This is a genomic window from Enterovibrio sp. FF113 (assembly GCF_041439165.1).
GTDB classification, from domain to species: Bacteria; Pseudomonadota; Gammaproteobacteria; order Enterobacterales; family Vibrionaceae; genus Enterovibrio; species Enterovibrio norvegicus_A.
Genome location: NZ_JBGONO010000001.1, coordinates 167679 through 187097 on the forward strand (window position 1 = coordinate 167679; position 19419 = coordinate 187097).

Annotated in this window: 19 protein-coding genes and 1 pseudogene; 5 read left to right on the forward strand and 15 right to left on the reverse strand. The window is 47.4% G+C overall.

Features of this window, described 5'->3' with window-relative positions; translation table 11 throughout:
- The first annotated feature begins 385 nt into the window (after positions 1-385).
- On the forward strand, positions 386-1336 hold the full coding sequence (locus ACED36_RS00845) for a TDT family transporter (protein ID WP_371732576.1): 951 nt from the start codon (positions 386-388) through the stop codon (positions 1334-1336).
- Between the two features lie 71 nt (positions 1337-1407).
- On the opposite strand, the gene ureG is transcribed toward ACED36_RS00845, so the two are convergent.
- The 13 genes and pseudogenes from ureG to urtA all read right to left on the reverse strand — a co-directional run bounded on the left by ureG (position 1408) and on the right by urtA (position 12760).
- Positions 1408-2028, reverse strand: a complete 621-nt coding sequence (gene ureG / locus ACED36_RS00850; protein WP_371732577.1) for an urease accessory protein UreG — start codon at positions 2026-2028, stop codon at positions 1408-1410.
- A gap of 11 nt (positions 2029-2039) precedes the next feature.
- A complete protein-coding gene (locus ACED36_RS00855; protein WP_371732656.1) occupies positions 2040-2708 on the reverse strand; it encodes an urease accessory protein UreF in 669 nt (222 codons plus the stop codon).
- A complete protein-coding gene (locus ACED36_RS00860; RefSeq protein WP_371732578.1) occupies positions 2674-2904 on the reverse strand; it encodes a hypothetical protein in 231 nt (76 codons plus the stop codon). The genes ACED36_RS00855 and ACED36_RS00860 overlap by 35 nt, the downstream gene beginning before the upstream one ends.
- A gap of 57 nt (positions 2905-2961) precedes the next feature.
- Positions 2962-3417, reverse strand: a complete 456-nt coding sequence (gene ureE / locus ACED36_RS00865; RefSeq protein ID WP_371732579.1) for an urease accessory protein UreE — start codon at positions 3415-3417, stop codon at positions 2962-2964.
- A 45-nt stretch (positions 3418-3462) separates the two neighbouring features.
- Positions 3463-5166: an urease subunit alpha gene (ureC, locus tag ACED36_RS00870; RefSeq protein WP_017003443.1), complete on the reverse strand. Its 1704-nt coding sequence runs from the start codon at positions 5164-5166 to the stop codon at positions 3463-3465.
- 1 nt (position 5167) lies between these two features.
- On the reverse strand, positions 5168-5554 hold the full coding sequence (locus tag ACED36_RS00875) for an urease subunit beta (RefSeq protein WP_017006167.1): 387 nt from the start codon (positions 5552-5554) through the stop codon (positions 5168-5170).
- 10 nt (positions 5555-5564) lie between these two features.
- On the reverse strand, positions 5565-5867 hold the full coding sequence (gene ureA, locus ACED36_RS00880) for an urease subunit gamma (protein WP_016958614.1): 303 nt from the start codon (positions 5865-5867) through the stop codon (positions 5565-5567).
- Between the two features lie 88 nt (positions 5868-5955).
- A complete protein-coding gene (locus ACED36_RS00885) occupies positions 5956-6861 on the reverse strand; it encodes an urease accessory protein UreD (RefSeq protein ID WP_371732580.1) in 906 nt (301 codons plus the stop codon).
- Between the two features lie 10 nt (positions 6862-6871).
- On the reverse strand, positions 6872-7567 hold the full coding sequence (gene urtE / locus ACED36_RS00890) for an urea ABC transporter ATP-binding subunit UrtE (protein WP_371732581.1): 696 nt from the start codon (positions 7565-7567) through the stop codon (positions 6872-6874).
- 81 nt (positions 7568-7648) lie between these two features.
- A complete protein-coding gene (gene urtD / locus ACED36_RS00895) occupies positions 7649-8542 on the reverse strand; it encodes an urea ABC transporter ATP-binding protein UrtD (RefSeq protein WP_371732582.1) in 894 nt (297 codons plus the stop codon).
- Complete coding sequence (urtC, locus tag ACED36_RS00900) at positions 8539-9618, reverse strand: urea ABC transporter permease subunit UrtC (protein ID WP_026023871.1); 1080 nt, start codon at positions 9616-9618, stop codon at positions 8539-8541. The genes urtD and urtC overlap by 4 nt, the downstream gene beginning before the upstream one ends.
- Positions 9619-9624: 6 nt before the next feature.
- Positions 9625-10500 (reverse strand): annotated as a pseudogene (urtB, locus tag ACED36_RS00905) (urea ABC transporter permease subunit UrtB); the annotation flags it as partial.
- A gap of 970 nt (positions 10501-11470) precedes the next feature.
- Positions 11471-12760 (reverse strand): urea ABC transporter substrate-binding protein, encoded by a 1290-nt coding sequence (gene urtA / locus ACED36_RS00910; RefSeq protein ID WP_016958608.1) that lies wholly within the window; start codon positions 12758-12760, stop codon positions 11471-11473.
- 302 nt (positions 12761-13062) lie between these two features.
- On the opposite strand from urtA, the gene ACED36_RS00915 reads away from it, so the two are divergent.
- Together ACED36_RS00915 and ACED36_RS00920 are read left to right on the forward strand one after the other, a co-directional pair.
- Positions 13063-13509 carry a DUF4174 domain-containing protein gene (locus tag ACED36_RS00915; RefSeq protein ID WP_241823322.1) on the forward strand — a complete coding sequence of 149 codons (447 nt, stop codon included), beginning with the start codon at positions 13063-13065 and terminating at the stop codon, positions 13507-13509.
- Between the two features lie 278 nt (positions 13510-13787).
- Positions 13788-15755, forward strand: a complete 1968-nt coding sequence (locus tag ACED36_RS00920; RefSeq protein ID WP_016958606.1) for an alkyl sulfatase dimerization domain-containing protein — start codon at positions 13788-13790, stop codon at positions 15753-15755.
- A 153-nt stretch (positions 15756-15908) separates the two neighbouring features.
- Here ACED36_RS00920 and ACED36_RS00925 read toward each other — a convergent pair whose 3' ends face one another.
- Positions 15909-16247, reverse strand: a complete 339-nt coding sequence (locus ACED36_RS00925) for a 4a-hydroxytetrahydrobiopterin dehydratase (RefSeq protein WP_371732583.1) — start codon at positions 16245-16247, stop codon at positions 15909-15911.
- 30 nt (positions 16248-16277) lie between these two features.
- On the reverse strand, positions 16278-17066 hold the full coding sequence (gene phhA, locus ACED36_RS00930) for a phenylalanine 4-monooxygenase (RefSeq protein ID WP_016958604.1): 789 nt from the start codon (positions 17064-17066) through the stop codon (positions 16278-16280).
- Between the two features lie 327 nt (positions 17067-17393).
- Between phhA and ACED36_RS00935 the strand changes: the two genes are divergently transcribed.
- Both ACED36_RS00935 and ylqF read left to right on the forward strand, forming a co-directional pair.
- Positions 17394-18251, forward strand: a complete 858-nt coding sequence (locus ACED36_RS00935) for an EAL domain-containing protein (protein ID WP_371732584.1) — start codon at positions 17394-17396, stop codon at positions 18249-18251.
- A 176-nt stretch (positions 18252-18427) separates the two neighbouring features.
- Positions 18428-19372: a ribosome biogenesis GTPase YlqF gene (gene ylqF, locus ACED36_RS00940; RefSeq protein ID WP_016958602.1), complete on the forward strand. Its 945-nt coding sequence runs from the start codon at positions 18428-18430 to the stop codon at positions 19370-19372.
- The last annotated feature ends 47 nt before the right edge of the window (positions 19373-19419 follow it).

Sequence of the window (19419 nt, forward strand, 5' to 3'; positions counted from 1 at the left end):
GTAACATTCCAAATTGTTGTGCAACCCAGTATCAGCGCCAGTCTGTTGCTTTCTGGCTTCGCCGAGCTTGGAGCTCATCCTCATTCGTCAGTCATGTTTGGGTGCAATTTGAGTATAAGAAAACTTGCCAAACGCGCCACGTCACATTTTCATGAATGTGATCGGGTTTCAGAAAACAGTTTTTTGTCGGGTTGATCACTCATTATCGGCAAGCATTATGCTTCACAGCCCATGTTATATGCGGGTTTGGCATAATGTGTCGTTATGAAAAATGGCTAAGTTTTCGCATAGCTATTTAAAATCAAAAAGAAATATTAATGCGCCATCGCAAGCGCACCATGACCGCGTATAATAGCTTTCTATTCACCCGCGCTATCAAAACTCCATGGATGCCAGATTGACAGTTTTTCATTCCCCATTTCGATTTATTCCTACTGCTCAAGCATCATTGGCGATGGCATTCTTTGGATTGGGGGTAGCTTGGTCGCTATATCATCCCATTACAGGCGATATCTCTCGACCGCTTCTTTCTATCATCGGCATTTTATTGATCGCCCCTGTTTGGCTCAAATATATGTTTGAACCAAAGCGTTTCTTTCAAGACCTTCGTGACCCACTTTATGGCAGCCTAATGGCGCCAATGACCATGTCGTTGCTGCTCATGGCAGACTTCCTGAGTGAGATGAGTGTGAAAGCCGCCGTGTTTGTCTGGTATCCCGCCATGGCGATGCACGTTTTTATGATGTGTTATTTCTTTTTTTACCAATTCAAGTCGTTTGATAAGTCCAACATCTACCCAAGCTGGTTTTTATATCCGGTAGGGTTGATCAGCAGTACCTTGGCCGGCCCGAAATTGGGCTTTGGCGACGAATCTGCGCTGCTTGCACATATCTGTATTGGGACTTATTTCTTTATGTTGCCATTTGTGCTGTATCGGCTTGTCTTTTTGGATAGCCTGCCAAGAAACTCTCGCCCTGTATTGGCAATCATGGCCGCCCCCGTCAATCTAGCGCTGACGGCCTATTTGGTGAATCTATCGAACCCTGATCCTGTTCTGGCTGGTGCGCTAGCTGGCGTGGGCATCATGATGACGCTGTTCGTCTATTTGTGTTATTTCGACCTGCTAAGAGAGCCATTTCAGCCCACTCTCGCCGCCTTAACGTTCCCTTCCGTGATCAGTGCGGTGGCGATGGAGCGTCTAACCATGTGGTTGGGAACCGATTTTCCCCATTGGTCTTGGCTTGAACGCTTAGGTTTGATAGAGCTTACCGTCGCTACACTGCTAGTAAGCTGGGTCAGCTTTGGCTACATTCGCCATTATGGATTTGGCCGATAGGCTTGGCTTGGCTTGGCTTGGCTTGGCTTGGCTTGGCTTGGCAATAAACTGACAATAAGAGAAAAGCGGGATTAACCCGCTTTTTTTAACATCCCTTCCGTTTCTAGAAAATGAATGATTTCAGGAAGACCTATCCCTTTCTTCAGGTTCGTAAACACATAAGGCTTATTCGGTCGCATCCGCCTTGTATCTGAATCCATCACATCCAGATCCGCGCCAACATAAGGGGCAAGATCAATCTTATTGATCACCAGCAGGTCAGATCGCGTAATTCCCGGGCCACCTTTACGTGGAATTTTTTCGCCTTCAGCCACATCAATCACATAGATGGTGAGGTCAGCAAGCTCCGGGCTAAACGTAGCACTCAGGTTGTCACCGCCGCTCTCAATAAACACCAAATCCAAGTTTTTGTGTAACTTCGCCAATGATTCCACCGCTTCAAGATTCATCGACGCATCTTCACGAATGGCGGTATGCGGGCAGCCTCCTGTTTCCACGCCCACTATCCTGTCAGCGTCGAGCGCTTTCGCCTCTGTCAAAATACGCTGATCTTCACGGGTATAGATGTCATTGGTCACCACTGCTAACGAATAATCATCACGCATGGCTTTACAAAGTACCTCAAGCAACGCCGTTTTTCCTGAGCCTACCGGACCACCTACACCAACACGCAAAGGCTGTTTATCGTTCATTGTTCATCTCCTTATGAGCGGAAAAGTCGTGAATACTGCGTTTCGTGACAACTTGAAGCTATCGCCTGCGCAATCGCAAAACTGCCCACGTTGTCATCACTGATTGTTTTTGATTCATCTACCGCACGTTCTAAACTCGGTGTTAATGCCATCAACACTTTTTGGCCGGATGTTTGCCCCAGCGGGATCATTTTCACCCCTGCCACAACGGTGTTTTCGAGCCAACTCCATGCATAGCCATGACAAAGGCTGTCTTCATCAATGCCCCATTTCACCCCCGCATACGCAAAGCCCGCCAATTGGCTTTTGGTGATCAACGGCACTAACTCATGCTTTTCACTGATCAGTTCGAGCCTGATCAGCAATTTTTCCATGGTCCGTCCGCGTTGGATCTCTTCTTGACGCAATTCCAACGTTTCGCGACTGGCATAAAGCCAATTGCACCAGTACTCGATCGCCTCTTTATCAGAAGACTCAAACGCCTTATACAAACGACGCAAGATAGGCAGTTCCAACTGCTGCAAGCTGTCATACGCCAGACTTTGTAGCCAATCAGACAATGCCTTCTCATCGGCGACCCAGCCACATTCAATGGCCCATTCCAGCCCTTGTGAGTAGCTGAACGCACCCACCGGCAGGGACGGACTAATGAGTTGAAACAGGCGATACGTTGCAGTCATCAGCTGATGTCTCTTTTTCATCCTCTTTTCCAACACATGTCTTCAATGTATCCACACCACCCGCATGATCATGCGTGACCGTGTTAACAATGGTATCGCCACTGGCGGATTCTTTATGTGGATGCGCATTGACTGGCATCGCCATTGATGCAATCAAGACTGCGAATAAGGCGGCAGATAAGGTTTGCTTTTCCATGTTCTTACTCCTCTGTTTCATTGTTATTCGTATGGTTAAACGTCGTGTATTTTTTACTTAGTGATGATGGTGATGGCCTGAAGATTGACCGCCATAAGCGCCAGCCTCGGGTTCAAACGCTGCCATTTCGACAAGCACTTTCCCGCCGAGCAATCCCACCATTTCGTCTAATACATGATCATGTTGATAGCGCACCCAGCCATCACCCACCTGCAAAGGCACATGACGATTACCAAGGTGATAACTCAAACGTGCCAGCAAATGCGCGGTATCTGCATGCGCCGTGGAGACCTTTTCGTCGGCTGCCACGATTCGTACTTTCGTACCGTCAGTAGAAACCAATACATCACCGTCACGAAGTGTGATGCCTCTCGGCAAAAACAATCCCGCTTCGTGACCATCATCTAGCGTGATTTTGATTCGACTCTTGATGCGAGCATCAATGCCGAGATGCACCGTAGGCAGGCTTTCAGCATCCGCAGGAACATTGATAACTTGTGTGAATTCGATCATCCCTTTTCCCTTAAATAAACAGTTTGTTAAAAGCCGAAAAACGGCTCAGAACAGAAAATAGCGTTGTGCCATTGGCAGCACATCGGCAGGCTGACACACCAATAATTGGCCATCGGCACGCACTTCATAGGTTTGAGGATCCACCTCGATATTTGGCTGCCAATCATTCAGCTTCATGTCGCTTTTGCTGATGTTTCTGCAATTTTTCACCGCACTAACACCACTTTTCAACTGCAACATGTCGGCGACTCCGTTATCGACGCCCATCTGTGACATGAACAACAGCGAGCTTTGAGCTGGCCCCGCACCGTAAGCGCCAAACATCGGACGATAGTGCACAGGTTGTGGCGTAGGAATTGATCCATTGGGGTCACCCATCGGCGCGGTAACAATCAAGCCACCTTTGATCACCAGTGCGGGTTTAACGCCAAAGAACGCGGGTTTCCACAGTACTAAGTCGGCTAATTTACCCACTTCGATTGAGCCAATTTCGTGTGCCATACCATGGGTAACAGCGGGATTGATCGTATATTTCGCCACGTAGCGTTTAATACGAAAATTGTCGCTGTGGCTAGGGTCTGAGCCTAATGCGCCAAACTGCACTTTCATTTTGTGCGCGGTCTGCCAAGTTCGGATAATCACTTCACCGACTCGCCCCATGGCTTGAGAATCTGACGAGATCATCGAAAACGCGCCCATGTCATGGAGCATGTCTTCGGCGGCAATGGTTTCACGACGTATGCGAGATTCCGCAAAGGCAATGTCTTCAGCGATGGACGGCGACAAGTGGTGACACACCATCAGCATGTCTAAGTGTTCGTCTACCGTATTGACGGTATAAGGGCGTGTCGGGTTGGTCGATGAAGGCAGTACATTTGGCAGCCCTGCTGCTTTCATGATATCTGGCGCATGACCGCCACCCGCGCCTTCCGTGTGATAAGTGTGTATCACCCTATCGCCAATCGCACCCAAGGTTGCTTCCACAAAACCACACTCGTTGAGCGTATCTGTGTGAATAGCGACTTGAACGTCCGTAAGATCGGCAACATTTAAACAGTTATCGATAGCGGCAGGTGTTGAGCCCCAATCTTCATGGAGTTTCAACCCACATGCGCCAGCCGCGATTTGCTCTTCTAACGCGTCAGGTAAACTCGCGTTACCCTTGCCCAATATGCCAAAGTTCATCGGAAAGGCATCCAATGACTCGAGCATACGGTGGATGTTCCAAGGCCCGGGTGTACACGTTGTCGCATTCGTGCCCGTTGCTGGGCCGGTGCCGCCGCCGATCATGGTTGTCACACCGGAGGTCAGCGCTTCCTCTATCTGCTGTGGGCAGATGTAATGGATGTGCGAATCAACACCACCAGCGGTTAAGATCTGGCCTTCACCTGCGATCACTTCTGTTCCGGGACCAATGATGATGTCGACATTGTCCTGAATGTCGGGATTACCGGCTTTACCTATACCCGCAATGCGACCGCCTTTTACAGCGACATCGGCTTTGACAATGCCCCAGTAATCAAGCACAACGACATTGGTGATCACGAGATCCGGCGTTTCATCGCTCGGACACTGACTTTGCCCCATGCCATCGCGAATCGTTTTACCGCCGCCAAATTTCACTTCATCGCCATACACAGTGAAGTCTTTTTCCACTTCGAGCCAAAGATCGGTATCCGCCAACCGCACGCAGTCGCCGGTGGTTGGCCCAAACATTTCGGCATACGCCCTACGCGAAATTCGTGCCATGTCAGTCGTCCTTATTCGTGTTTACAGCGCCATCTAACGGCCCCATAACTTTGCCCTGAAACCCATAAACAGTGCGGCTACCAGCATAAGCTACCAGTTCTACTGTGCGGCTTTGCCCAGGCTCAAAACGAACAGCTGTACCAGAAGGGATGTTGAGTCGAAACCCACGTGCCGCCGTTCGGTCGAACGTTAAGGCGTCATTCACTTCGAAAAAGTGATAGTGAGAGCCCACCTGAATAGGACGGTCACCGATATTGGCGACATCGATTGAAACTCGCGGCCTGCCAACATTGATCTCAATGTCACCGCTTTTCGCTCGAATTTCACCGGGGGTGAACGCCGAGTTTGATGTGTTGGTTGGGTTTGAAGAGTTACCTGCTTGAGACATGTCGCTGCCCTCACACAATCGGATCATGGACGGTGACCAATTTGGTACCGTCAGGAAAGGTCGCTTCGACTTGCACGTCATGAATCATGCTGGGGACGCCTTCCATGACATCGTCAACGGTCAAAATCGTGCGGCCAAAATCCATCAATTCCGCCACGGTTCTTCCGTCACGTGCTCCTTCCATTATCGCGGCGCTGATCAGCGCGACTGATTCGGGGTAATTCAGCTTCAAGCCACGGTCTTTACGTCGCTCTGCCACGAGCGCAGCCGTGAACAGCAACAGCTTGTCCTTCTCTCTGGGTGTCAACTCCATGGTGCTCACTCCTAAATATGTCGAATGTGTATCAGGTCACGACCTTGTTGCTGCTTTGAAAGCCTGCGTTCTTATGCCAGCAAAGGCTCTATGTCCGCCAAATACGCGGAATATCTGGCATCTCGCCGGTCCAGTGCTGACGAATCTGCTGCCAGCACAAGGCAAAGATCTGAAAAAGCGCATCGGTTTTTTGTCCCAACGCCCGAACGATCAATACGCCATCTATCTGAGTAATACCGAGTTCAATTTCTGCCACTTGCGAAAGCTCGGCTCTCGTTATCCCTTGCTGTTTATGCTCGCCCCACCACTGTTTGAGCAATGCCGCTAAGATTTCTGCATCACCATGAGCGATAAGCGTGCCGCAAACAGGAAGAGATCGCAGACCCGCGGCGGGGAAGCGTGATTGTTCAGGGGTAACTCGCAAGCGTTCGCAGAGGATCAGACGATCATCCACCGTGACGGTGGTCATGCCATTAATAACGCCATTTTCAAACGGTGTGTGAGTAGCCGGCTGACCGAGCGTCCACACATCCCAGCCAATGAACTGAGATTGCGCAGTTAGAAAAATGTGGGTGCGGGTGAAAACTCGGGCGTTAGGAAACGCGATATTTTCAAGGGGAAGCCATTCAAGGCGAGCATGTTGATCGACCGTCAGGGTTTGCTTTAACGACCCCACTCGTCCATCCGAACGATAGAATCGCGTTGCGCCTGGCGTAGTTATTAGTGCTTGCGCGCCATTAGCTAGACCGACGGTGACATCCAATGAATCACCTCCCACCACCCCACCCGGTGGGTGTAACAGATGTGTATGACAGACCCCGCCTTCAGGATACAAAGATCTCTGTACAGCCAAAGGGCCTTTATGTGTGCGATCTTTGAGAACCGTTTTATCACCTCGAGTGACAAAACCTAGACGAAGCTCAGCTTCCCAGCAACGGGAAGCCATATCACGATTCACAGGATCAACAGGCCAATCAATCACGGTCTGCGCCATTTGCTCTCCTTTACACCGTCAAGTACTGACGGATCAGATCATCTGACAGATCGTTCATTTCACCGCTGGCGACATCTCGACCGCGATCGAGCAAACAAAACCTGTCGCCGACTCTGCGAGCAAACGGGAGCTTTTGCTCAACCAGAATAACCGTGAGTCCCATTTCTTGGTTAAGGTTGACAATGATGTCGCCAATCTCCTGAACAATGTTGGGTTGAATACCTTCCGTAGGCTCATCCAGTAAGAGGAGTTTTGGGTCAATCACCAGTGCGCGAGCAATCGCGAGTTGCTGTTGTTGTCCACCCGATAAATCACCGCCAAAACGCTTTTTCATTTCCGCAAGAACAGGAAACAATTCATAAATAAACGCAGGAATTTTCCTGTCGCTTTTCGGGCGTATCGGTAAGCCAATTTCTAAGTTTTCCTCAACAGTGAGTCGCGGAAATATTTGTCGCCCTTGGGGCACATAGCCCACGCCTAATCGCGGACGCGTTTCCGCGCGATGACCCACTAGATTCTCGCCTTCCAGCAAAATGTCGCCGTTATCGACGGTTAGCAATCCCATGATGCTCTGCAGTAAGGTGGTTTTCCCGACACCATTTCGCCCCATCACCACAGTGCACTTTCCTTTTGGCGCATTCAGAGACAAATCCCAAAGCGTTTGGCTTTCACCGTATCGCTGATTCAATCCATTCACACTCAGCATGACGTTACCTTTCTTTTTGTTCTCGCTGCACACAGCCAACTATTGCCCTGTACAGGCATAATCTTTTGCCCCAAACAGACACTATTGACCCAGATACACTTCGCGCACCCGCGGGTCATCTTGAATGTCTTTCATCTTGCCCTCTGCTAGCACGTGTCCTTGGTGAAGCACTGTCACCGTAGAGGCAATGCTCCGCACAAAATCCATGTCGTGTTCCACGACCATGATCGAATGACTACCCGCCAGTGACAGAAGTAACTCAGCGGTTCTGTCCATCTCTTGGTGCGTCATGCCCGCCACAGGTTCATCCACCAGCAGCAATCGCGGCTTTTGCATCAATAACATGCCGATTTCTAGCCATTGCTTTTGCCCATGAGACAGCTTGCCTGCTTGCATTTTGTAGTGCGTGTCTAAGCCTATAAGCTCCAGCGCCTGCATGATGTCGCATTTCTGATCACTCGAAAGCACTGCGCGAAACAAGTGCCAAGTGCCTTTATCACCCGCCATTGCTAGTTCCAGATTTTCCCATACGGTAAGCGCCTCAAACACGGTCGGTTTTTGAAACTTTCTTCCAATGCCTGCATTCGCGATCTGGGCTTCGTCCATCTTGAGTAGGTTAAGTTGCTGCCCCAACCACACCTCACCTTGATCGGGTTTGGTTTTCCCTGTGATGATGTCCATCATGGTGGTTTTACCGGCACCATTAGGCCCAATCACACAGCGCAGTTCGCCCTCTTTGATATAAAGATTCAAATCGTTGATTGCCTTGAATCCGTCGAATGACACCGACACGCCTTCGACGTACAGCAGCATGTTGTTTTTCACATCCACCTTGGGATTGAACGGCGGTTTCAAAAAACTAAACACCTGATCACGGCGCGTCAGATCATTGATAAATTCATGGCTACCGCGCACGTCTGGTAATTGCTCTTTTGGGTGGTTAATGGCTTCACTCCAAAGCGTTCTAGACATCATGAATTCACCTCTTGTCTTCGCAATATGCCACTGACGCCCTTGGGCAGATAAAGCGTGGCAAGAACAAACAGCGCACCGAGTGCAAACAGCCAAACTTCGGGAAATTCCACCGTGAACCAGCTTTTGGCATAGTTGACGAGAATCGCGCCGATAATGGCGCCATATAACGTGGCCCTGCCGCCCAATGCGACCCAAACGACGACTTCAATTGAGTTGAGCGGTGCAAATTCACCGGGGTTAATAATGCCGACTTGTGGTACGTAAAGCGCGCCAGCCACACCCGCGATGGCGGCTGATAAAACAAACAACCAAAGTTTGCTTTTCTCTACCGCATAGCCCACGAAGCGGGTACGAGATTCTGCGTCACGAATAGCAATAGTCAGTGCGCCCAAACGACTCACTACAATAGCGCGACACAACATGAAGCAGAGCATCAGCGCGATGACCGTCACCACGAACAAACTGATTCGGGTGGTATCGCTTTGCAGGCTAAAGCCAAGAATATCTTTGAAATCGGTCAGGCCATTGTTCCCACCGAACCCCATTTCATTTCTAAAGAAAGCCAGCATTAGCGCAAAAGTCATGGCTTGTGTCATGATCGAAAGATAAACCCCAGAAACGCGGGAACGAAACGCCAGCCAACCAAACACAAAGGCCAATACACCGGGAACGACAACGGCCATCAAACAGGCAAACCAAAATTGGTCAAACCCCTGCCAGAACCACGGCAGTTCCTGCCAGTTAAGAAACACCATGAAGTCAGGTAATTCTGGGTTGCCGTAGACACCGCGATCACCAATTTGGCGCATCAGGTACATGCCCATGGCATAGCCACCCAGCGCAAAAAACGCAGCGTGCCCCAAGCTCAGAATACCGAGGTAGCCCCACACCAAATCCACAGCCAAAGCGAGAATGGCGAAACTCAGATACTTGCCCAGCAACGACACCGTGTAAGTTTCCAAATGAAGCGGGCTACTTTCAGGCACCCAAAGGTTCATCACTGGCACAAGAATGACGGTTAACGTCAGCAGCACCATGAGGATGACAGTCGATCTATCGAATAATTGCTTTTCCATCACTGATTAGTCCTCCGCCATGCGGCCGCGCTGAGGGAATAATCCTTTCGGGCGCTTTTGAATGAAAAGTATGATGAACACCAGAACCAATATCTTGGCGAGTACCGCGCCCGCCCATGGCTCGAGAATTTTGTTAAACACGCCAAGGCTGAGACCTGCAGCCAACGTGCCCCACAGGTTTCCAACACCACCGAAAACCACCACCATGAATGAATCAATAATGTAGGCTTGCCCCATGTTGGGCCCGACGTTGGTGAGCTGAGATAACGCGACCCCAGCGACGCCTGCAACACCAGAACCAAGCCCAAATGTGGCCATATCGACCCATTCCGAGCGCACACCCATGGCACGTGCCATCGGTCGATTTTGGGAAACGGCGCGAACTTGCAGCCCAAGCGAGGTACGCTTGAGAATAAACAGCAGCGCAAAGAACACCATCAAACAGAAAATGATGATGTACATTCGGCTGGCGGTCAGTTGCAGCATGGGGGTGATTTCAATCATGCCGCTCATAAATTCTGGTGTGCTGACTGAACGGTTTAAAGGAGAGAAAATAGAACGAACAGCCTGTTGCAAGATCAGGCTGATACCAAAGGTTGCCAGCAGTGTTTCGAGAGGGCGACCGTAAAGATGTCGGATAACCGAACGTTCAATCGCAACACCGACAAGGCCGGAAACGATAAACGCAGCGGGAATCGACAGAATCAAGGCCACTCCACTGAAATCAGGCAGCAGCAACTGCATCACATAGGTGGTATAGGCACCAATCATGATTAACTCGCCATGCGCCATGTTGATCACGCCCATCACACCAAAAGTGATGGCAAGACCAATCCCCGCAAGCACTAACACCGAGCCAAGACTCAAACCGAAATATAGCGTTTGCGCAATATTGACCACGCGCTGCGTTTCTTCAAAGCTAGAGATGGCGCGATCTAAGGCTTGTTGGATCTCATCGGGTGTTTCCCCAGTGGTTTGTGCATTCGTTGATTTCAACGCTTCAAAGGCTTCCGCCAACCCAGAGGCTTGCAACTGCTCTATGGCGATGAGCACTTCTGCCGTCGATGCTTGTCCATCTAGCTGAGTAATTGACAGCGCTGTGTGTAAATACTTATTTGTGACAGCGTCACTTTCAGTGTTCATCAAATCTGAAATAACCGAAGCAAGCTCACTGTCCACTTGCCCCATCATTCGCTTCGCACCTGCCCTTTTTTCCTCAAGATCGTCACTGGTCAGTGCCGCCGTCGCGAGTGATGTTTTGATTTGAGTACGCATGTTGTTATTGAGTGTCACGGTGCGGTATTGGCGTTTCTTTTCTACCACCGCAGACACACCAGAACTGAGGTTGATAACTTCACTGCCTTTTCCCAAAGGAAGATTTTCAATAAACCAAACGGATTTGTCTTCTTTGTTGTAGATAACCTGCTTAGCAAGTAACCCCGTTAAGATTTTCCCTTTCTCTGGATGATCGGATGCAGCAATAAACTGCACCGCCAATTCTTTATCAGAAAAGGACTTGCTGGTAAGTAATGGGGCGATTTGAGTTAGCCATAATGTTTTAACAGAGACATTTTCTGAAGATTCTTCCGACGCCAATTGCTCTGGTTCTGATAGAGAAGAAGTTTGTGCGAGAGCGTCAAACGGAAGTGCGAATGCCAGTATCAGGCAACTCAAAATTTTACAGACGTCATTCCATCGTGCTGTCTGCTTTAACATAAAGACATACCTTTGAAAAAATCCTGCCAATGCGGACGTTTGTTGGAGACGGCTCCACAAGGCAGGCAAATACAAGGAGTAACGAGTAAGCGAGCGATGTCCGTATCCACCCGCGATTATTGGTCTTTGAGCCGTGTTATTCAGTCACACCTGAACACTGCCCTGTTGTCACATTGAAGCTTCCGCAAGACATCGGTTTCAACCAGCTCGCAAACAGGTCTTTAGAACCTGTCAGGAAATCAGACCATGCATCGCCTGCGACAACATCTGGCGTTTCCCATACCGTCACAAACTGGCCATCGTCTTGAATTTCGCCAATCAGTACTGGTTTGGTGATGTGATGGTTAGGCATCATGGTGGCAAAGCCGCCCGTCAGGTTAGGTACCGTCACGCCAATAATGGCTTCTTGCACCGCATCTGAGTCTGTCGTACCCGCTTTATCAACCGCTTTTGCCCACATGTTGAACCCTAGATAAGTCGCTTCCATCGGGTCATTGGTCACGCGTTTGTCGTCTTTGATATAGGCATGCCACTGCTCAACGAAATCGTCATTGGCGTCGGTTTCGACACTCATGAAATAATTCCATGCGGCAAGGTGACCCACTAAGGCTGACGTATCCATACCGGAGAGTTCTTCTTCACCAACAGAGAATGCAACTACGGGGATATCTTCTGCTTGCACACCCTGTGCGGACAGTTCTTTGTAGAAAGGCACGTTCGCATCGCCGTTAATGGTAGAAACCACGGCCGTTTTCTTGCCTTGAGCACCGAATTTCTTGATATCAGAAACGATGGACTGCCAATCGGAATGGCCGAATGGCGTGTAGTTGATCAAGATGTCCTCTTGAGCGACACCATTGTTGAGAAGATAGGCTTCAAGAATTTTGTTAGTGGTGCGAGGGTAAACGTAGTCAGTGCCCGCTAAAACCCAGCGTTTCACACCGAGATCATCTTTAAGATAATCCACGGCGGGAATTGCTTGTTGGTTTGGTGCAGCGCCAGTGTAGAACACATTTTTCGAGGACTCTTCACCCTCATACTGAACAGGATAAAACAGCAGGCTGTTTAGCTCTTCAAACACAGGCAGTACGGATTTACGAGACACTGACGTCCAGCACCCAAATACGACATCGACGTCTTCTTTTTCAATTAACTCTCGCGCTTTTTCAGCAAACAGCGGCCAATTAGATGCAGGGTCAACGACAACCGCCTCTAGTTTCTTGCCCAATAAACCGCCTTTCTTGTTTTGCTCGTCAATCATCATGAGGACGGTGTCTTTCAACGTCGTCTCACTGATCGCCATCGTCCCTGATAACGAGTGAAGCACGCCCACTTTAATGGTGTCTTCCGCTGCGACTGCCTGAAGGGACAACCCACCGAGTGCAATCGCACTTACCCAATTTAATGCAACCTTACTTCCTTTCATTGCAACCGCTCCTTAATGAGTACCTGTGGAACTCAAGAGCAAAAGGCTTGCCAACAATAGGATTTACCTCGCATAAATATTGTAAGGCAATGAAAAACAGCGTGATATTTAACCGAACATTGCCCCCTTAAACTTAAGATTAAAATTTGCACTCGCTTTGTTTTGGTGCAGATGAATCAAAACACTGCACCACTTAGGACATGCACTTATACCGTGCATCGTAGGGTTAATACGGCGAAATGAATCCGTTCAGGCTAGACTTTCGTAATGATTAGGTGGTTAGTTATGATTGGTAGGGCATCATGATGCGCACGTTGAGTCATTTTGGGTTAGCCGCTGTGCTCGTCTTTTCTTCACAAGTCGTCTCTTACCCTTTCTACGGATTGATTGAGCCTCATCGTACCCTGATTTTCTTCACACCCAGTTTTGATGAAAAAGTAGAAGCTTTTGAACGCCTGATGTTGGTACACAGCTGCCAATTAGACGACAGAGATCTTCACCCATTAATCTTCAACATGCAGGAGATGTCAGACTCCCGCGGGCTCTTTTCATCTCAAGAGATACACAAGTTACGACGAAAATATGCGATAGAGACTGACCAGCACGTCGCTGTGCTGATCGGAAAAGACGGCTCGGAAAAATTCCGCTGGCAGCAGAGCGTGAATATCAATGAATTAGTCAATGTGATTGATGAAATGCCAATGCGGAAAGCAGAGATGCAGCGTCGAGGTAATAGGTGCAGTATTTGATAGCATCAACCAAGATATATATAATTTTCACTTCGCACTGTAGACAATTTGATACGTAAAACCAAAGCACCAAAAAAACTTCTTTACGTTTACAAAGCATAACCAATAATAAGATTATTATTATTCAGAGCATAACCATTCATATTCTCATTAGTAATAACGCGTCATTTCTAAAATAGCACTACACTGTCGAATTATTTGAAGCATGCAGGAATTTAACAAACTCCCCACTCAAGTTTGCATTGTAAGCCATTAGAAGTTTATGAAAAAGGATGTTTATGAAAAATAGAACAACTACCCTCATCTCATTATTGTTTATGATAACCACATCAACAGCCAACGCAGCAACAGAACCCAAACCTGCCACTCAACATACGATTGATGCTAATACTAACGTTCTCAACACGTTACCTTTCAATGATAAAGAGGATTTCGAAAATGCACAGCGCGGGCTTATTGCCAGACCTGACACTTTGACCATTACGACGACTGATGGAAAGCCAGTATGGGACTTAGAGCAATACAAAACCTTCATACAATTAGATAAAGCAGCGCCTAGCACAGTTAATCCAAGCCTTTGGAGAAACGCACAGTTACTTATGCAAAATGGCTTATATGAAGTAACTAAAAACATCTATCAAGTCAGAGGATATGACCTTACAAATATCACCTTTATTAAAGGTAAAACAGGATGGATTGTATTTGACCCATTAATCTCACCTGAAACAGCAAAAGCAGCCTTGGACTTAATCAATGAAGCTTTGGGCGAAAGACCTGTTGTTGCCATTATTTATAGTCATAGTCATATCGACCACTATGGCGGTGCAACGGGACTCGTAACTAAAGCTGATGTCGAAGCAGGTAAGGTTCAAATTCTAGCCCCTGAACATTTCACTGAGCATGCTGTGTCAGAGAATGTCATTGCAGGTAATGCAATGGGTAGACGCGCTATTTATATGTACGGTGCATTGTTGCCTAGAGACGCAAAAGGTGGTCTCAGTGGCGGTTTAGGCATGACAACATCGACTGGGATGGCAGGATTACTTTTACCCACCCACGAAGTCACAAAGACGGATGAAAAAATAAATATAGATGGTGTGGAGATGGTGTTTCAAATGACACCAGGCACTGAAGCCCCTGCAGAGATGAACACTTGGTTTCCGCAGTGGGATGCATTGTGGATGGCGGAAAACACGACAAATACAATGCACAATATTTTGACCCTCCGTGGTGCACAAGTCCGCGATGCCCTGAAATGGTCAAGCTACCTCAATGAAACCATTGAAAAATGGGGGGATGAAGTCGTCGTTAAGTTCCAGAGCCACCATTGGCCGATGTGGGGTAATGAAAATATTGTTCCTTACTTCAAAAAGCAAAGAGATATATATAAGTTCACTCATGACCAATCCGTGCGCTTGATGAATCAAGGTTATAACGGTGAAGAAATTTCCGAAATGATCACTTTACCCAAAGAACTAGAAAACAACTGGGCGACTCGTGGCTATTATGGAACATTGCGCCACAATAGCCGTGCAGTTTATCAGCGCTATATGGGATGGTATAACGGAAACCCATCTGATTTAAATAATTTACCGCAGGAAATGGTGGCAAAAAAATACATTGACTTCATGGGAGGAGAATCTGAAGTCATTAAAAAAGCAAAGCGTTCATTCGACAATGGAGAATACCGTTGGGTTGCTGAAGTCATGAAACATGCCGTATTCGCAAACCCTTCAAGTACTGAGTCTAAAGAATTACTTGCAGATTCATTAGAGCAGTTAGGTTACCAAGCCGAATCTGGTCCATGGCGTTCAGTTTACCTGCAAGGTGCCTATGAACTACGCAATGGCGTACCAAGCTCTGGTGGCACACAGACAGCAACACCTGACACTATTCGTGCAATGACGCCTGAAATGCTATTTGATTATCTTGCGGTACGCTTGAATGCAGAAAAAGCTGCGGGCAAGATGTTTAGCATTAATATCGATTTAACCGATATTAATAGTCATCACACCTTAACCGTTGAAAATGCTGTTCTGAATCATACTCAAAAACAAACACAAAACGCCGATGTGACACTTTCTATGACGATGGAGACAATGAACCGTATTCAATTGAAAGAGCTTACGTTTGATGAAGCCATTAAAGATGGAAAAATTAAGTTAACTGGCAACAAAGCCGTGTTTGATAATTTTCTAATAATGCTTGATGACTTCAACTTCTGGTTCAATGTTGTCACTCCCTAATTGATAACTTGATACATCTTGAATCGGCAAGCTGTCACGGCACGTGCCAGCTTGCTTTACCCTCTCCTCCTCAAGCCAAAGAAAAGAATCAATCGACACACTACTCACATTCACAATAAATGCTGACCATCGATGTCGCTTTTCAGGCAAGGGCTAATCTTTCAGAGCATCAGTTTTTGAAGCACAGATAAAGTCATTCTGATGCAGGCCGTTAATTTTGTGCGTCCACCACGTGACGGTGCATCGCCCCCACTCTAGTAAAATCGATGGATGGTGGCCTTCACCTTCCGCTAGCTCAGCAACCTTGTTCGAAAAAGCCCATGCTTGCTTGAAAGTTCGAAACTCAAACGACCTTTGTAGCTGATCAATACCCTCGACGTTTACCACCGTCCATTCTGGAATATTAACCATTAAGTTTTCCGTTTCGCTCTCAGTCACTTTCGATGCGTCTGCATGGCAAGCTTCGCATTTCAGTTCGGATAAGTCCGTCATTGTTTTTACTCTCCGTTTCTCTCACATGTTTTAAGCGATTTTTGATGGGTAAGACGGTGGATGCAGCCCCAATGACATTGCACGGCGCACACAAGCCATCAAATCTACATTCTCTAGCTCATAAAGCTCATCTAACGTTTCTAAATGGAAATAGACGGGTTGTAGAATGTCTATACGATATGGGGTACGCATCACGTCAATGATATCCAGTTTCTTGCGTATCGGGACATCACTGCCATAGGCATATTCCGTTTCAGCAGGAGATGACAAAATACCCCCACCATAAAGAGCACGCTGACCGGAAGACTCTATCAATCCAAATTCTACGGTAAACCAATACAACCTGGCCAAATATATGCGCTCTGCCTTCGATGCGTTAACGCCAAGCTTGCCATATAGATGTGTAAAAGTGGCAAACGCCTTATTGGTTAACATCGCGCAATGGCCAAAAACCTCGTGGAAATAGTCAGGCTCTTGAAGGTAATCGAAATCGGCAACTGAGCGCAAAAACGTCGCCACTGGAAATCGTTTTGATGCCAGTAACGTAAAAAAGTGGTCGAAATCAATCAATGCTGGCACGGGCTCTAACTGCCACTCTGTCGTCTTTTTTAACACTTGATTGATATCAGAGATCTGCGGAACATGTTCAATTGAAAGATTCAACATTGATAAACCGTCGAAGTATTCCTGACAGGCTTTTCCCTCAATGCATGCCAGCTGACGCTCTACCAATTGATGCCAAAGCGCGTTTTCTTCTGCGCTCCATGTAATTTTTCCAAGCGCATTTAAAGGCTTCGATTCATAGTGACAAGATTTCATCGCCTCACCTCCTTTGCTTACCTCATCATAGAACGATAGTCTCTGGCTTATAAAACTGACATCTGACGCACACCGTTACAGTATGGAAGAACGTAAAATTATATTTACGCTGCGCTTTTACGTTGGATGTTCGCTAAATCTTGTTTGCATCTTGCGTAGTCGTCAAAGTGAACACTCCGTACCACTATTGATACACTTCATTGGCAGAGATCACATAAATTTGTCGCGTTAAGCAACCATTTATTCTCTCTACTCTTTCTTTGACGTAACATGCGTTTTCTTGGATATATTGAGCTCCGACTAAGTAGTAAGTGGAGAGGGTAGGTTGTGGTTAACAATTTGAGTACCAGAGATGGATTTGAACAATGCTTGAGAACCGATGAAAACGGCGAACTCATTGGCCTGTTCAATGATTTGGTGCTAAGAAGCGTCTACCAACCAATCTTCCGAGCCGATACTTCAGTGTTAGGTTTTGAAGCGCTTATTCGTGCAAAAACACTCACTGATGAGCCTGTTTGCCCTGCCCATTTATTCCGACACATCGAGCAAGGTCATCCTGAGTTTTATCATCAAATCAGCACCGATAGGTTGGCACGAGTCATTCATCTTAGAAACTTCTCCCGCTATGCTGGCCAACATGCCATTTTCCTCAATATGCTGCCATCTTCTGCGGTTTCAGCCATTTCAAAGTTTTCTAACCAAAACCTCATGGTTAAGCGTCTTTCAGAGTTAGGGATTCCTCGCCACCATGTTGTACTTGAAGTGGTTGAACATCTTCACGACGACATGAATGCCTTGTCAGCAGCAACAACACAATCAACTAATAACGGATTTGGTATCGCTATTGACGATTACGGAGTCAAAGGGTCAAAAGAAGAGCGAGTTCGTCTTCTTTGTCCCAACATATTGAAAATCGACCGCTCTCTTTTACAAGATTACATGCAAGGTAATATCGAGCCGATGATTCGCGCCATCGCTCTCGCCAAAGAAGTGAATGCCGAAGTATTAGTGGAAGGGATCGAAAATGAAGGCGAATACGGCGCCATGCAGGCACTCGACGTCGACTATTTTCAAGGTTTTTATCTCGGAATGCCGCAGAGATTATCCGAATTCTTCGAAGCAAATCCTTTAGAGCTAGCGCCTATCATTCAGTTAAATCATCACGCCGCTTCGCCAACCCGCTAAAACGCGGCTCAATTTGAATGATCTCTAATCCATTACCTTTGTTATCCACACTTACTTTTCCGTTGTTACCATTAAAGTGTTAAAATCCCGCCATTATTAGCGCCCTCACTGCATTTATCGGTTACTTGCGACCTCTTTCGGGCGATATACACGATTTATAAAGGCAATCATTCCCTATGATTAACAACTCTATTCAGTGGTTTCCTGGCCACATGCACAAAGCCCGTAAAGAAATTGAAGAAGTCGTTCCTAAAATCGACGTGATTATCGAAGTTCTCGACGCGCGTATTCCTTTCAGCAGTGAAAACCCGCTTATTCGACGTATCCGCAAAGATAAGCCCGTGATCAAAGTGTTGAACAAGCGCGATCTGGCTGACCCAGAAATGACGGCAATATGGCTTGAGCATCTAGAAAAAGAACAAGGCGTCAAAGCCATTGCTATCACCACAGAGAGCATTAACGAAGTTAACAAGATCATGGAACTGTGCCGAAAGTTGGCACCACACCGTGAAGACATGGGTAAAAACATTCGCACCATGATCATGGGTATTCCTAATGTTGGAAAATCCACCATCATCAATACTTTGGCAGGTCGTGTGGTCGCGAAGACGGGCAACCAACCAGCAGTGACACGACAACAGCAACGTATTAATCTACAAAATGGCGTTGTACTTTCAGATACCCCAGGGATTTTGTGGCCAAAAGTGGAAAACCCACACAGCGGTTTCCGTTTGGCTGCAACAGGCGCAGTAAAAGACACCGCCATGGAATACGACGAAGTGGCGTTCTATACCGTTGAGTACCTTGCGCAGGCATACCCTGAGTTGTTGAAGAAGCGCTATAACATTGAAGAATTGCCTGAGACTGAGATTGAGTTGATGGAAGCCATCGGAGAGAAGCGTGGTTGTTTGCGCGCAGGTGGTCGCATTGATATTCACAAAGCCTCTGAAATTCTCATCAACGATCTTCGCAACGGTACCTTGGGTTTAATTACCCTTGAACACCCAGATATGATCGACAAAGAATTGATAGAAGTTGAAGAAGCTGCAACGTTGAAAGCGGAACAAAAAGCGAAGACAAAAGAAGACCGTCGTAAGCGTTACCTCAAAAACAAGCGCTAGTTCGACGCAAGCGTCAACACATAGGCTGCCAATCATCGCCCTCGATC